The following is a 14,811-nucleotide window of genomic DNA, read 5'->3' as shown; positions in this document are numbered from 1 at the left end:
AGGCTCGTTATGCTTCAAAATACCATGCACCGCCAAGTATTAATTCTGGCGAGTTCTCAATCACTTTTCCAAACCGTTTCCGTCATGGTCATGACCATTGGCGGCTTGGCTGGCGCTAATATTGCAAACACACCAACACTTGCAACGCTACCCATCGCATCTATGTTTTTGGGTACAGCCTTAATGATGTTCCCTGCATCAATGCTCATGGCACGTGTAGGACGACGTAATGGTTTTCTATTCGGCGCTTTCTTAGGTGTACTCGGCGGCATTATTGCATCAATCGGTATTTTTTATAGTTCACTCATGCTTCTGGCTTTGGGTACGCTATGTGTCGGGGCCTATCAGTCGTTTGCTCAGTTTTACCGTTTTGCTGCCAGTGAAGTGGCAACTGACGCGTTTCGCTCACGTGCTATTTCTTGGGTGATGGCAGGTGGAATTGTTGCAGCACTGATTGGTCCGACTTTAGCGCGTTTTGGTGGACCCTTATTCCAGCATTTAGAATATATCGGTTCATTTTTAATTATTAGTATTATCTCATTTGTGGCAATGGGAATTTTATCTAGCCTACATATTGCCGATACAGTTGAGCAAAAGTCTGACTTTACGGCTGGTCGCCCATGGCAACAGATTGTCTTTCAACCGACCTATTTGGTTGCGTTATTTGGCGCAGTAACAGGCTACGGCATCATGATTTTAGGTATGACCGCAACCCCGATTGCTATGCGACATTCACATCACGAACTTGGATCAATTACCACCGTCATTCAGCTACATGTGCTTGGTATGTTCCTACCTTCATTCTTTACTGGAAATTTAATTGCACGTTTTGGGGTAATTAAAATCATGTTTGCAGGTCTTTTATTATTTGCCTGTTACATTGGGTTTGCTCTCTCAGGTATTCAGTTCGCATCTTTTGCTATCTCGCTCATTCTATTAGGCGTGGGTTGGAACTTTTTATTTATTGGCAGTACTTCTTTACTCACAGGAACCTATTCTGTGGCTGAAAAAGCCAAGGCTCAAGCCATTAACGATATGACGGTTTTTGTTGTCGGTTTGATTTGTTCGTTTAGTGCAGGTGCTTTACTGGATTTATTTGGCTGGAAAGCAATGAATATGGCGTTAATACCATGGTTGGTGATTGCCGCAGCTTCTCTCTTCTGGCTAAGCCAAAAAAGAGAAAAGCAGTTTGTTTAAATTCTTTTTAACGCGGTTTGCTCAATAGCCATTCTAGATTTTGACGGACCGCAGGCCACTCATGTTTCAAAATGCTATAAACATGAGTGTCCCTCAAAATATCATCTTTCACAATTTGATGGCTTCTGAGTACACCATCGAGTTTTGCACCCAAGCGTACAATCGCGGCTTGACTTTGAACATTTAAAGAAGATGTGCGTAACTCAACAGCAATACAGTTTAAAGTCTCAAATGCATGAGCCAACAATAGCTTTTTACATTCAGTATTTACAGGCGTACGTTGTGCAGACTTTCGATACCACGTTGAACCAATTTCTACACGGCGATGTGCTTCTTCAATATGCATGAGAGTTGTCATGCCCAGCGCTCGCCCCGTTTTTCGGTCTTCAATATAAAATGGCAGCATAGAACCAGATTTTTGCAAATCAAGACGTCTTTCAATTTCACCAGTCATCTGTTCAGGTCTTGGCACACGGGTATACCAAAGATTATAGAGTTCCCCATCGCAAACGGCCTCTGCCAGTGATTCAGCCTGATTCACATCTAGCGGCTTTAAAATAACGTGTTCACCCACTAACTCAACAGGTATAGTCAAAGACATCTTTATCTCCTCAATTGATATTAAGCTTTTATATTTTCAAAATTATTTATTTAACTCAGCCACACTGTACATGGCATCGGCTATGGTTTGATGACCAGATTTTGATAGGCCATCTGCCGCACCTAGAATGTCTCGGCGTTCTTTGTTTTGCCCAAGTTTTGATTTTCCTTGAAGCTTGGTAATTTCAATCTCGATACCCACAATGGCTTTTAACATCGGTTCAAGATAGTCCTTCGGTGCATCGGACATTTTCCATGGTTCAGGTTGAGATGCTTCGTGGGTACGGGTTAAACGAGCCACTACACCACGGACGTAACGTTCATCATCTCGAATGGTTACCTTGCCATAAGCATGCACAACCCTATAGTTCCACGTCGGTACTTGTCTGTGCTGTTCATGTTTGGATGGGTACCAATTTGGTGAAATATAAGCATCTCCTGCCTGAAACACGACGAGTACCTCATCTCCATTTTTAATGTCCTGCCAAACAGAATTATTTCGTGACACATGGGCATGTAGTACACCCAACTCACCTTCGCTTGCCTGTAATTCGAATGGAAGATGATTTGCATCTAAACCACTATTCCCATGAGTAAAAAGCACCCCAAATGGATATTCTGCAATAAGAGAATGCAACACATCCAACCGGTTTTCTGCAAAATCATCAGGGATATACATGACTCAAGACCTCGCTGTAAATATCAGGGTTATTTATATTTTGTGTTGTAAATTTTCTGGTTTATGTGGTTTATTAAAAAGAACCACTTTGTATTTTTTTAAGTAGACCAGAATTATGGCAAGAATGGCAAAAGTTATTGAACTTCCGTGGATTGCAAAGATTGATAAAAGCCAAGGAAAGATTAGTGCTCAGCTGACCCAAGCTTTACGTGAAGCTGTACAAAGTGGTGATTTACAGCCTGGCGATCCGTTGCCTTCTTCACGAGAACTGGCTTTAACCTTAGGTGTCGCTCGCGGAACCATTATTGAAGCTTATGATCAGCTTTTAGCTGAAGGTGTGTTTGACTCTCAACCACGAAATGGCACTTACGTGTCTCATGCTTTGACTAAAAAAACTACACCGCAAAATTCTCAAAAAGAAACCACACCTAGCGCAATCCCTTTGACCAAATCGGCACGTTCTTATGCCAAAGTGCTTGATGAATTTAAGCCACTTCCTCATGTTCCTTTTGCGGTATCTGTCCCCGTCGGTCGGACCCAACCAAGTGATATCTGGCGTAAGTTTGGTAATAAATTTAGATCACGAGGTGCAGGAATTCCTTCAGGATATGGCGAACCTCAAGGCGTGCTATCACTCAGAATTGCTATAGCAGATTATGTACGCCGATCACGCTCTGTTCACTGCGAACCTGAACAAATTGTAATTACTCCCGGCATTCAACAGTCACTTTATATTTGCAGTCAGATTTTATTTGAAGCAAAAGATGAAGTTTGGGTTGAAGATCCAGCTTATCGGGGGACCACAGCCATTTTTGAGCATGCTGTACAAAACATTCGTATGGTTCGTGTTCCTGTCGATGAAGAAGGCATTCAGATTGAAACTGGCATTAAGCTTGCAAAACATGCACGTGCTGCTTTTGTGACGCCATCTCATCAATACCCACTTGGTATGCCAATGAGTCTTGCAAGACGTACTGCTTTATTGGCTTGGGCAAAACAGCAAAATGCATGGATCATTGAAGATGACTATGACAGTGAACTTCGCTATAACGGTCAACCCTTCCCATCTTTACAAGGCATGGCACCCGACCAAGTCATTTATCTTGGGACTTTTAGTAAAGTGTTATTTCCGTCCCTTAGGCTTGGCTATGCGGTGTTGCCTAAAGAATTGGTGGCACCATTTTGTGGGCTCAGAGTGTTAATTGATCGACACCCACCTGCTGCCGACCAACATGTTTTAGCTGCTTTTATTCAAGAAGGTTATTTAGAGCGACATATTCGACGTACTCGGAATGTCTATGCAGAAGTTCGTGAATACATTATTGGCTTGATTGAAAAATACATACCTCAAGAACTGGCTTGGTTACAGCCGGGCGATCAAGGCATGCATATGGTGTTATGGCTTGCTCAGTATATTAATGATATTGACGTTGCAAGCTCGGCAGTCGATGCAAGCATTGCTATTAAAGCAATTTCACCGACATTTTCAAAAGAACAACAACGTTCGGGGTTAATTGTTGGCTTAGGCGATTTTGAACCTGAACTGATGAGACAAGCCATTAAAAAACTATCACAGATTATTCAACAACATGACAAGCCGACTTAGACAAAGCCTACAACAGCAACCATAGATGAATCGCAAATGGCCCAATGAGTACCATTAAAATACCAGCAATAACCATGGTTAAACTCGCAATTACACCTTCTTCACTATTGCGCTGCTGTGCTCTAACTGTACCAAAACCATGCGCTGCATTGCCGAAGGCTGCCCCATTTGCCACATTAGAACGGATTTTAGTAATCGCTAAGATCGCATCGCCGCAAATCATACCGACCAAACCCGTAATGACGGTAAATAGTGAAACCAATGCTGCCGAACCGTGAATATCTTCAGCTAAAATCATGGCAAATGGTGTTGAAATAGAACGGGCCATCAAACTATTGGTGACTTCAGGGCTAAAGTGGAACCACTGTGCCATTTCATAGGCAGACATTACGCCTACACTCATGCCCACAATAATTGCAATCGAAAGAACCCCGAGATTTTTACGAATCGTTTCCCGATAGCGATAAATCGGTACAGCGAAAGCAACCGTTGCAGGCCCTAATAAATTAACAATCCACTGCGTATCTTCTGCATAAGTTTGATATGAAATTCCAAAAATCGTCATCAAAATAATGGTAAGCACAGGCACACTAATCGCGGGTGATAACCAAAGTTTTGGATTTTTCTGATAGATTTTCTTTGCCACAACATAGGCTGCCAAAGTCCAGATCAGACAAAGAATTGACCAAATATTCATGTCATTTTCTCTTAGATATGCTTATGTTGAAGACGTTTTCGAGCATGCAAATAAGCTTTCAAACGATTGTAATAGTGAATGGTCAGACATGTACTGAGCATGACTGAAATGGTCCCAACCGCAATGCTCAAAACAATTTGCCAGCCTTCGGTCATAAACAAGGTTTTATACTGAACTACGGCGACCACAACAGGCACAAAAAACAGTAACAGCTCACCTAAAACAACAGTTGCTCCCATTGCCACCTGATCCATTTTGATAATTTTAAAGAACAAGCATAAAAGCAATAAAAACATCCCTAAAATGCCTGCCGAGACAGGTACACCAAGTTTTTGATGTAAGAGATATCCTACCCACCAAAATCCAGCCAAAATCAAAATTTGTTTAACTAAAATTAAAAATGAAAGTTGTGTGGGTGTTCCCGAAGCAGATTCAGTACTCATTTTGCGAAATTAAATGGTTAACTACACTATTATGCTATCTTGGTTAAAGCTGCTAAATATGAATTATTCATGTTAAAATTATTCAAAAATGGAATAATCTATTCTTTATTATGCTTTCTCTAAAATCATTACAGTGCTTCGTTACACTGGTAAAAACTAAAAGCTTTACCCGTGCTGCTGACGAGTTATATCTGACTCAGCCCACCATTAGTAAAATAATGCAACAGCTTGAAGAACAGCTTCAGGTCCAACTTTTGGTCAAACCTGAGCACGGCCGAAAAAGACAAATTGAATTAACCCAAATTGGAGAACGCATTTATCAACATGCAGTCGAGCTTCTTCAGGCAGAACAGAACATCTTTCTTGAGATAGAAAATTATCAACAATTAAAAACAGGGACTTTAAAACTTGGCGTTCCGCCTTTAGGTTCGCAGCTTCTAACAACTGCCTTGTTTGATTATCACCAACAGTGGCCTGATATTGAATTGGCTTTTATGGAAGTGGGTTCACGCGGTATTGAACAAGCTTTACTTAATAACGACTTAGACGTTGGTGTTTTATTGCAGCCTTTTGATACGCAAATTTTCAATAGCATTGAGCTATGTAATTACCCTTTAATGGTTCTTTTACGTCGTGATGCCACTTGGGCAACCCGTAAAAAAATAAATCTAGAAGAGCTACAACACCAATCATTTTTAATGTTTCCTGAAAATTTCTCTTTAAACAGTATTATTCTCGATGCCTGTAAACAGCATGGTTTCTACCCGACCATTGCTTGCCGTACCAGCCAATGGCATCTTTTGGCAGATATGGTGTTACAACGTATGGGGATCGCACTTCTTCCTCAATATTATACCGATATGCTTGACCCTAGTTTATTTGCAGCAGTACCACTCGAAAAACCAAATATTCAATGGCACTTAGTCATGGCTTGGAAAAAGAATCTTCCTGCCTCACCAGCAGTTCAAGCTTGGCTGAGCATTGTTCGCCAACATTTTCAGCACATTAAAGCTTAATTTAAAAACCGATAAAGCTTTTCCACAAAAAAGCTACCCAATCTTGGCTTAGCTCACTTAGACTAGATCGCATCTGTTTTATGACATGGATAATAACAATGAATAATGAACATTTTAAGCTGTACACAGATTCACAATTTCTAAGCCCCTATGCGTTTACAGTTTTTGTAGGGCTACATGAAAAACAAATTCCATTTGAAATAGCGACCATCAACTTAGGCCAGCAAGGCCAGTTTGAAAAATCTTATGTAGCAAAGTCATTAACTGCCAAAGTGCCTGTACTTGAGCATAACGATTTTGCCTTATCAGAATCTTCTGCCATTTTGGAATATCTTGAAGAGCTTTATCCAAACACATCTATTTATCCAAAAGATATTCAAGCACGCGCAAGAGCAAGACAAATTCAGGCATGGCTCCGATCAGACTTAGTGGCACTAAGAACTGAGCGTCCAACCGATGTTATTTTTATTCAGCCCACCTCCACTCCACTTTCAGAAGAAGGCAAAAAAGCAGCCGAGAAACTGTTCTTTGTTGTAGAAAAACTTCTTGCGTCTGATGCCGAATTTCTTTTTGGTTCATGGAGCATTGTGGATGCTGAACTTGCTTTGATGTTGCAACGCCTTATTCAAAATGGTGATGCTGTACCAGAGCGATTAAAAGATTATGCACTGCAACAATGGCAACGCCCGAGCGTACAAAAATGGCTTGCCTTGCGACATAACTAAACACTTATATTTACACCAAACATGAGATAAAAAATGAGTGATTCAAACTATATTCCTCCACAAGTTTGGCAATGGACTGGAGAAAAAACCGATTTAAACCAGCCGACCTCAGGCGCTCGCTACGAGCATACACTTCCTGTAGGGAAACATCCGCTCCAGCTCTATTCTTTAGCAACGCCTAATGGCCAAAAAGTTACTATTTTGCTAGAAGAGCTTTTAGCATTAGGTCATCAAGATGCTGAATATGATGCTTGGCTCATCAAAATTGGTGAAGGACAGCAATTTGGCAGCGGTTTTGTAGAAATTAATCCAAACTCTAAAATTCCAGCATTGGTTGACCATAGCCAAAACCCGCCATTAAGAGTATTTGAATCTGGCTCAATTTTGCTTTACTTGGCTGAAAAGTTTAAAGCTTTCATTCCAACTGATATTGCTGCACGTACTGAGTGTCTTAACTGGTTATTCTGGCAAATGGGCAGTGCACCATATTTAGGTGGTGGTTTTGGACATTTTTATGCTTATGCACCCGTTAAAGTTGAATATGCAATTAACCGCTTTGCCTTGGAAACAAAACGCTTACTTGATGTATTAGATCAGCATCTAGCAAAGCATGAATATTTGGCTGGTTCTGAATATAGCATCGCTGATATTGCTACATTCCCTTGGTATGGTGGTCTTGTTAAAAACTGGGTGTATAACGGCGCGGAGTTTTTAGGGGTTGACCAATATAAAAATGTTCAACGTTGGGCAGATGCGATTTTAGCGCGCCCTGCGGTTCAACGTGGTCGTATGGTCAACCGTACTTTTGGCGATTTAGCTATACAGTTACATGAACGCCATGATGCCAGCGATTTTGATACTAAAACCCAAGATAAAATTTAATCATCATTTTTTAAAGAAAACCCACTTTTGCTCAAAAAGTGGGTTTTATCCTTCTTCCAATAAAAATCTTATTGATGCAAAGAAAGACCCTTTATTGCTTTATCAACTGTTTTTTTAGGTCCTCTTAACGCCACCCCGACCAAATTTAATTGATTGGCATCTTCGGCCAAAAAGACGGCTCGATTATCCTCATCATTTCCCGTAGAAAACATGGCATGGACATAGGGAATAATCGTTAAATCTTGCTCAATTGCCTTACGATGCGCTTTTTGCAGACCAGTTAAATCACCTTCAAATACCAACATCGGCTGCCCTAGCATGTTGCCATACTCATAACCATTGGCATCGATATAAGGTTTACCCAACATTTCAGGTACAGCAGAGGCAATCCCCGTTGCCAAAAAAGCCACCACATTTAATCTCTGCCACGTCGCAAGATCATTACGGACAATCAGCGCAATTTTTGTGTCAAACATAAACCCCTATCCTGAGTCATAACTTTAGGTCCTCATCATGACTCTTCAGATTTTTCTCGTCTTGTACGTTTGTGCAGGAGCCATCACAAACGTACAAGACCCTAAATTTAAGAGTAACTATGCTGGGTTGTTTTTGTTTCAGTAGATACGTTATGGAAATCTTTTTTTATACCTTGAGTGTGATGTATAGCCCCGGGCCAGTAAATTTTATGGGACTAAACGCTGGGCTAACAGGACAATTCAAAAGAACAATTTATTTTTTTATGGGTGTCGGTTGTGCAATGCTGATGTTATTCATGATTTTTGGATATATTGGCGCCGCGTTCATTCCACAAAATGCCTTGCACTATATTGCATTGTTAGGTGCACTTTATACATTTTATCTTGCATATCAAATGCTAAAGACAGATATCGATATGAGTGATGAAACCACTGAAGTTCAGACCTTGTCTTTCTGGAATGGCTTTTGGATACAAGCCTTAAATCCGAAAGGGATATTAGTTATTTTGCCTGTTACAACAATTATGTACCCAACAGCACATATTACTGGCATTCACATATTTTTGGTTTCTTTGCTCATTTCGATTGGAGCAGCAGGTGCGCCCTGTCTTTACTCTTGGGCAGGTGTAGTGTTAGGTAAAAAAATTAAAAATAAAATTTGGTTTAATCGTATAAACCAAGCCATGGGATTGATGCTAATCATTTCCGGAATATTTATGTTTTATGATTTTTTGAAAGGCATGAATCTAATTTAAGATAAAGGCTATGTCAGCCTAAACAGGCTGGCTTTTAAATAACTTGTTTAAAAAGAGAGCTTATTGATCATACGCCATCGGGCTGGAGTCAATCCAAATGCTTTTAGAAAATGACGTGTCATGTGGCTTTGATCAAAAAATCCTGCAATCAATGAAGCTTGAGTCAAGGACTCTCCATACATTAAACAGGACTTCACAACTTCCAGCCTACGCATAGTCATATATCGATGTGGACTTGTACCAAACAGCAGTCGAAAATCGCGTGAAAGACTCCAGCGGTCTCGTCCCACATTTTTTTCAATATCATCTAAAGAGATATTTTCATATAAAGAGGCATGTATAAATTCTCTGGCACGCTCCGCAGCAACATAGTCATAAGAATGGGAAGCTCGCACATTTTTGCCAGAAACTTCATAAAGTGTGGTTGCCAAATCATAGAGAGCATCTTGATTTTCTAAAGGGTCGATATGTTGATCCATCCCTTGTAATAAAACATCCGTTGCCTTAAATAATCGAGGGTCATGACTCAAACCATTCTCAAAAAATGGTAAAGGTTTACCCTTCATGATTTCCTGTAGAGTTGCAGGTTCTACGTATACCATCCGATATCTAAAACCATCTCGACTACCTGACTCTCCATCATGTTTTTCATCAGGATGTAAAACCATGGTCATTCCCGGCAAGCTATGTTTCATCTCTCCACGATAATGAAAGCTTTGAACACCTGTTAATGTTCGACCAATTGCAAAAGTATCGTGGCGATGCGACTCATAAGCATGATCGGTAAAAAAGGCTTCAATTCGTTCGAGACTATTAGGGTCAGAATTTCTAACAATCCAATCATTTGCATGGGGTAATTCAATCACATATTCACCAAAATTTTATATGTGCTAGAGAGCATTTTATCTATACGTTATACGCTATCGTTATTTTGAAAAATACCCCGTATATAACTCATTCAGCCAAGCGACAAAAACCCGTACGCGTGGCGAGAGCTGCCTGTGCTGCGGATATAGAGCAGAAACTAACATCTTCGGGATTTCCCATTCAGATAAAACCTCAACCAGTTGCCCCTCTTTTAACTCATTCGCCACATGGTAGTGAGGTACCTGAATTAAACCTGCCCCACGTAAAGCAGATAATACATAGTTTTCAGCATCATTTACCGCGATCCAACTTTTCAAAAAATAATCTTGTTTTTTGCCATTCACCATCAATTCGAATGGATAATTTCGCCCGCCTGATGTCGAGAAGAAATTAACACAATAATGTGATAACAACTCTTCTGGTTGCAAAGGTGTTCCATGTTTATTTAGATAGTCAGGACTTGCACAAATGACTTGTGGCATATCGACCAAATGCCTAGCAATTAAAGTGGAATCATCCAAACGCCCTGCTCTCACCACACAGTCTATCCCTTCCCTAATCAGATCAACCAAGCGATCACCCGTACTAATTACGAGTTCAATGTCGGGATATAAATCATGAAATTGATCGATATTGGGTAAAACAATTTTAGTTGCATGTGCGCCTGATAAATCGACACGTAATAAACCACGGGGCTGTGCAATTACATTACGTAAAGATGATTCTGCATCATCGAGTTCCGATAATATTTGTGTACAACGCTCATAAAATGCTTGTCCATCTAGTGATGGTCTTACATGCCGAGTCGTCCGCTCTAGCAAACGACACTGTAAATTATTTTCTAACTCTTTAATGGCATTACTTGCTGTAGCGCGTGGGATATTTAGCTGATCGGCTGCCTGACTAAAACTACCCAGCTCTACGATGCGGGTAAAAAGTTGTAAGGTATCAAATTTATCCATAATGCTCGCTTTTAACCCTATCTATTATTAATATATATGGAATTATCTTATCCAATTATGAAGATTTATTCCATATTTCTATATTATTAAAATAAGCCATACCTACTCAAACAGGCAATCTAAAAATGAATATTTCAAATAAGACAGCTCTTGTTACTGGTGCTTCACGCGGTATTGGTCGTGCTATTGCTGAACGCTTAGCTCAAGATGGCTTTTATGTGATTGTTAACTATGCAGGCAATAAGGTTCATGCCCAAGCAACTGTAGATCATATTATTGAGCAAGGTGGTCAAGCCTCAGCTATTCAAGCGGATGTTGCAAATGAACATGATGTCAGCCGTTTATTTCAAGAAGTAAAAGCCATTAACGGTCAATTAGATGTCGTGGTCCATAGCGCAGGGATTATGCCTATAGCAAAAATTACACCTGAAGCCCTGCCTGATTTCGATAAAGTAATTCATACCAATTTACGGGGTGCATTTTTAATATTGGCACATGCAGCCGAAACAGTGCCGGATGGTGGTCGAATTATTACGCTTTCAACCAGTGTAATTGCTAAATCTTTTCCAGCATATGGTCCCTACATTGCTTCAAAAGCAGGTGTAGAAGGTTTGGTACATGTGTTAGCAAATGAGTTACGCGGCCGAAATATTACCGTAAACGCCGTCGCGCCCGGTCCAACAGGTACTGACCTTTTTTACAATGGAAAAACTGAGGAGCAGATTTCGGCTATAGCAAAACTTGCCCCATTGGAAAGAATTGGAACACCTGAAGAAATTGCCAGTGTAGTTGCCATGCTAGCTGGCCCAGATGGACGTTGGGTAAATTCACAAGTCATTCGAGTAAATGGTGGATTTGCTTAATTTTTTTAAATTAAATTTAATCTAAGTTTGGAATATGTAAAGTATATTCCAAACTTATAAATGGCTATGATGTGAAACGTAACAAGTCTAAATTAAAGAAATAATTCCCAAATCAATCTCAATGCAATCCCAATTAATAAAACTCCCATCACCCGCTCAAAATAAACCCCAAACTCTAAAAAACGTTTACGTACAATAGGCTGTGCAAACAGCACACTCACCACCATAAACCAAATAGCATTAACCATACACATCCACACTCCATAAAAAACCTGAACTTTCATCGGTGTGGTGGTACTTACAATCGTTGTAAAAATTGCCAGAAAAAAGATGGTAGCTTTCGGATTTAATGCATTAGTTAAGAAACCCATCGTAAAAGCTTTAAACAAACTTGGAGCATCACTATCAGTTTGGTTATTGATCTCAAGATTTGTATTCGGCTGGCTACGTAAACACTGCCAACCCAAATAAATCAAATAAGCTGCTCCCGCTGTTCTGATCAGTGACATGAGCCATTCGCTTTGCTGGATTAAAAAACCGATCCCAACCAGTGTATAAAACACATGAACCGAAATTCCGACACCAATACCAATTGCAGTCAGACATCCAACTAAGTAGCCATAGCGCACACTTTGTCGGACCGTAATTACAAAATCTGGTCCCGGTAAAATAACAGCCAAAAAATGAATAAGAGCTAAAGTTAAAAACTCATGTCCATACAACTGCCACATCTATTCAATCTCCTCAGCTACGCTATAACTAACACTTAGTTTTCCTTTCTTAAACTGATAAGATTGAATATCTATAGGGCCAATATCCCCTAATGCTGCGACATGAGTTCCACCACATGGAAATGCAGGAAAATCTCCAAAATTAATTTCACGAAAACCATCAGCATGTTGATGCAGATTGGCGGGAACATTAGCTTGAATATATTGAGAACATTTGTTCTGAAGCATTTCAGCATCAAGTTGTTCAACCGTGTCTAGAGGAATAAACTGAACCCTAGCATCATTAGGCCAGTGCTGAGCCTTTGTGGCTTGCCAGCCGAATAAATGCATTACATGGGCAATAAGATGCCCAGCCGAATGTAATCGACTATGATAATGGCGTTTCTTTTCATCGACTTGTGCGAATGCCGCTCCTAACCCAACAGGCTGTGTGCAATAATGAATGATTTCCCCTTGTTCAATCCCAACATGAACAACATCTGCCTCTGCAATTTTTCCCGTATCACTTGGCTGTCCACCACCTTGAGGATGAAATGGTGTTGCGGATAAACGCACTGCAAAACGTCCATCTTCACATGGGTTACACGCTAGAATTTCAATCTCAGCACTTAGTACACCTTTTAAATACAATGCTTGTGTCATACTTTTTCACACACCCCTTAAGATGAAAAAGATTGTATTGCGATTTCTAAGGCGCGATAATCCAATTAAAATCCAAATAACTTTTGCCTCATGAGCACAAATCAAAGTCTGGTTCTGTTAAACGAAATGGCGACTTTCGTTAAGGTTGTCGAGTCGGAAAGTTTTTCTGAAACTGCAAGGCAACTTGGTACAACACCTTCTGCTGTTAGTCGTGCGATTGCCCGTTTAGAACGTGCTTTAGGCACTCGCTTACTCTATCGCACAACACGGAAACTTCGTTTGAGTGAAAGTGGGCAACAGGTCTATCAACGCTGTTTAGATATGGTGAATGCGGCTCAAGCTGTTATGGAAAGTTCAGGCCAATTTCATGTCGAACCCGAAGGTGTCATTCGCATGAGCGTTCCAAAAGCTGTGGGTCATTTTATGATTCATCCGCATTTACCTGAATTTTTAGAACGCTACCCAAAAATTGATATTCAAATGCTTTTAGAAGATCGTTATGTAGATCTCATTGATGATGGAGTCGATTTAGCACTTCGAATTACAGAGCAACCACCAGGTGGCCTTATGGGTAGAAAGCTCATTGATATTGATCACTTGGTTTGTGCCACACCTGAGTATTTGGCAAAACATGGCACACCGAGTCATCCTCATGATTTAAAGCAGCATGAATGTATTTACTTGGGTGAACAAACCAGTGATTCAAAATGGAAATTCCAACAAGGAAATAAATCCATAAGTGTTGCGGTACGTGGCCGTTATGCTGCAAACCATACGGGTGTGCGTTTGAGTGCAGCATTACAGCATTTAGGTGTTGCGAGCTTACCGTATTTTGTAGCCCGTCATGCCCTACAAGAAGGGAGCTTAGTTCAGGTTTTGCCCAACTGGGATTTTAAGACCTATTACAGCGGAGGGCTTTGGTTACTCTACCCTCCTACACGGCATGTCCCGCCGAAATTAAGTGTATTAATTCAATATTTGGCGGATAAATTAGCAGTAGAGCCAACGTTATTGAAAATAAAGTAAAAATATTTCTGTAGTTAATTTAGTTAAAATCATCTGCAAATTGTAAAATAACTCAATAGATTACCACCTAGCAAAATCCATAAAAAATCGGACAACAAGGCCCGATTTTTATTTAATTATTTTTAATCTATTGCTTACTTTCTAAGTACATCACCAATACTTGGATCTTTATCAAATACCGATTTAGCATATGGGCAAAGCGGAATTACTTTTACGTCTTTCTCACGAACAAAAGCCACCAAAGCATCAAGTAATTGGCGACCTACCCCTTGTCCCCGATAATTTTCATTTACATCTGTGGCATCAATAATCAGCATGCCTTCGCCTGCCCATGTATAAGTCATTTCACCCGCAACGGTTTCACCATCAAGCAAGCTAAAGCTGCCGTGTTTCGTATCATCTTTTTGTTGAATATTCACAATGAATTCCTCGTATTACGACTCATATTTATTTAAAAATGACTTTGTTTATCTTTGACTATAAGAACAAATTTAAGTGTAAAAAAATAGCCTGTTTTTAGCAGTGAGTCTGTATGCTTTTTAAATACAATTCATGCATAAAACTCATAATTCTATTCGTAATTCTGTGCCTAATCCTTTCAAACTATTGCTGTTAAGCTCTCTGGCCAAATTGATTCATTTCTT

At 40.1% G+C, this 14,811-nt stretch carries 18 protein-coding genes; 8 read left to right on the top strand and 10 right to left on the bottom strand.

Translation table 11 applies throughout. The features are described 5' to 3' along the window. The first annotated feature begins 9 nt into the window (after window positions 1–9). Complete coding sequence (locus tag ACS125_RS11670) at window positions 10–1,197, top strand: MFS transporter (protein ID WP_224991685.1); 1,188 nt, start codon at window positions 10–12, stop codon at window positions 1,195–1,197. A gap of 7 nt (window positions 1,198–1,204) precedes the next feature. On the opposite strand, the gene ACS125_RS11665 is transcribed toward ACS125_RS11670, so the two are convergent. Both ACS125_RS11665 and ACS125_RS11660 read right to left on the bottom strand, forming a co-directional pair. Next, window positions 1,205–1,798: a GNAT family N-acetyltransferase gene (locus ACS125_RS11665; protein ID WP_443272264.1), complete on the bottom strand. Its 594-nt coding sequence runs from the start codon at window positions 1,796–1,798 to the stop codon at window positions 1,205–1,207. A gap of 42 nt (window positions 1,799–1,840) precedes the next feature. Next, window positions 1,841–2,476, bottom strand: a complete 636-nt coding sequence (locus ACS125_RS11660; protein ID WP_443272262.1) for an FMN-binding negative transcriptional regulator — start codon at window positions 2,474–2,476, stop codon at window positions 1,841–1,843. A 115-nt stretch (window positions 2,477–2,591) separates the two neighbouring features. On the opposite strand from ACS125_RS11660, the gene pdxR reads away from it, so the two are divergent. Beyond that, window positions 2,592–4,082 (top strand): MocR-like pyridoxine biosynthesis transcription factor PdxR, encoded by a 1,491-nt coding sequence (gene pdxR, locus ACS125_RS11655; RefSeq protein WP_443272260.1) that lies wholly within the window; start codon window positions 2,592–2,594, stop codon window positions 4,080–4,082. Window positions 4,083–4,089: 7 nt separating this feature from the next. Here the strand turns inward: pdxR and ACS125_RS11650 are convergent, their stop codons facing one another. Both ACS125_RS11650 and ACS125_RS11645 read right to left on the bottom strand, forming a co-directional pair. Beyond that, the gene (locus ACS125_RS11650; RefSeq protein WP_206223122.1) at window positions 4,090–4,779 is read right to left on the bottom strand and encodes an LrgB family protein; all 690 of its coding nucleotides are present in this window, start codon (window positions 4,777–4,779) and stop codon (window positions 4,090–4,092) included. An 11-nt stretch (window positions 4,780–4,790) separates the two neighbouring features. Next, a complete protein-coding gene (locus ACS125_RS11645) occupies window positions 4,791–5,222 on the bottom strand; it encodes a CidA/LrgA family protein (protein ID WP_443272257.1) in 432 nt (143 codons plus the stop codon). 110 nt (window positions 5,223–5,332) lie between these two features. Between ACS125_RS11645 and ACS125_RS11640 the strand changes: the two genes are divergently transcribed. From ACS125_RS11640 to yghU, 3 genes are all read left to right on the top strand, one after another. Further along, complete coding sequence (locus ACS125_RS11640) at window positions 5,333–6,238, top strand: LysR family transcriptional regulator (protein ID WP_443272254.1); 906 nt, start codon at window positions 5,333–5,335, stop codon at window positions 6,236–6,238. 98 nt (window positions 6,239–6,336) lie between these two features. Further along, a complete protein-coding gene (gene yfcF / locus ACS125_RS11635) occupies window positions 6,337–6,963 on the top strand; it encodes a glutathione transferase (RefSeq protein WP_443272252.1) in 627 nt (208 codons plus the stop codon). Window positions 6,964–6,996: 33 nt separating this feature from the next. Then, the gene (gene yghU / locus ACS125_RS11630) at window positions 6,997–7,845 is read left to right on the top strand and encodes a glutathione-dependent disulfide-bond oxidoreductase (protein WP_443272250.1); all 849 of its coding nucleotides are present in this window, start codon (window positions 6,997–6,999) and stop codon (window positions 7,843–7,845) included. A 68-nt stretch (window positions 7,846–7,913) separates the two neighbouring features. Here the strand turns inward: yghU and ACS125_RS11625 are convergent, their stop codons facing one another. Then, the gene (locus ACS125_RS11625) at window positions 7,914–8,321 is read right to left on the bottom strand and encodes a DUF2000 domain-containing protein (RefSeq protein WP_174758944.1); all 408 of its coding nucleotides are present in this window, start codon (window positions 8,319–8,321) and stop codon (window positions 7,914–7,916) included. A gap of 152 nt (window positions 8,322–8,473) precedes the next feature. Here ACS125_RS11625 and ACS125_RS11620 point away from each other — a divergent pair, with 152 nt between their 5' ends. After that, the gene (locus tag ACS125_RS11620; protein ID WP_443272247.1) at window positions 8,474–9,076 is read left to right on the top strand and encodes a LysE family translocator; all 603 of its coding nucleotides are present in this window, start codon (window positions 8,474–8,476) and stop codon (window positions 9,074–9,076) included. Window positions 9,077–9,123: 47 nt separating this feature from the next. Here ACS125_RS11620 and ACS125_RS11615 read toward each other — a convergent pair whose 3' ends face one another. Both ACS125_RS11615 and ACS125_RS11610 read right to left on the bottom strand, forming a co-directional pair. Continuing rightward, window positions 9,124–9,942, bottom strand: coding sequence for an AraC family transcriptional regulator (locus tag ACS125_RS11615; protein WP_443272245.1), 819 nt, complete (start codon window positions 9,940–9,942; stop codon window positions 9,124–9,126). A 60-nt stretch (window positions 9,943–10,002) separates the two neighbouring features. Further along, window positions 10,003–10,905 carry a LysR family transcriptional regulator gene (locus ACS125_RS11610; protein WP_443272243.1) on the bottom strand — a complete coding sequence of 301 codons (903 nt, stop codon included), beginning with the start codon at window positions 10,903–10,905 and terminating at the stop codon, window positions 10,003–10,005. 125 nt (window positions 10,906–11,030) lie between these two features. Between ACS125_RS11610 and ACS125_RS11605 the strand changes: the two genes are divergently transcribed. Then, window positions 11,031–11,768, top strand: a complete 738-nt coding sequence (locus ACS125_RS11605; protein ID WP_443272241.1) for an SDR family oxidoreductase — start codon at window positions 11,031–11,033, stop codon at window positions 11,766–11,768. Between the two features lie 92 nt (window positions 11,769–11,860). On the opposite strand, the gene ACS125_RS11600 is transcribed toward ACS125_RS11605, so the two are convergent. Beyond that, the gene (locus ACS125_RS11600) at window positions 11,861–12,499 is read right to left on the bottom strand and encodes a LysE family translocator (RefSeq protein ID WP_174727063.1); all 639 of its coding nucleotides are present in this window, start codon (window positions 12,497–12,499) and stop codon (window positions 11,861–11,863) included. Next, window positions 12,500–13,141 carry an alanyl-tRNA editing protein gene (locus tag ACS125_RS11595; protein WP_174727061.1) on the bottom strand — a complete coding sequence of 214 codons (642 nt, stop codon included), beginning with the start codon at window positions 13,139–13,141 and terminating at the stop codon, window positions 12,500–12,502. Between the two features lie 90 nt (window positions 13,142–13,231). On the opposite strand from ACS125_RS11595, the gene ACS125_RS11590 reads away from it, so the two are divergent. Then, on the top strand, window positions 13,232–14,167 hold the full coding sequence (locus ACS125_RS11590) for a LysR family transcriptional regulator (RefSeq protein ID WP_174727058.1): 936 nt from the start codon (window positions 13,232–13,234) through the stop codon (window positions 14,165–14,167). Window positions 14,168–14,301: 134 nt separating this feature from the next. Here the strand turns inward: ACS125_RS11590 and ACS125_RS11585 are convergent, their stop codons facing one another. Continuing rightward, window positions 14,302–14,586: a GNAT family N-acetyltransferase gene (locus ACS125_RS11585; RefSeq protein ID WP_004642449.1), complete on the bottom strand. Its 285-nt coding sequence runs from the start codon at window positions 14,584–14,586 to the stop codon at window positions 14,302–14,304. Window positions 14,587–14,811 lie beyond the last annotated feature (225 nt).

This window comes from Acinetobacter sp. PFS20 (assembly GCF_052261015.1).
Taxonomy (GTDB): domain Bacteria; phylum Pseudomonadota; class Gammaproteobacteria; order Pseudomonadales; family Moraxellaceae; genus Acinetobacter.
Note: the sequence above shows the minus strand (reverse complement) of the source record. Positions and strands in the feature narration are given on the sequence as shown.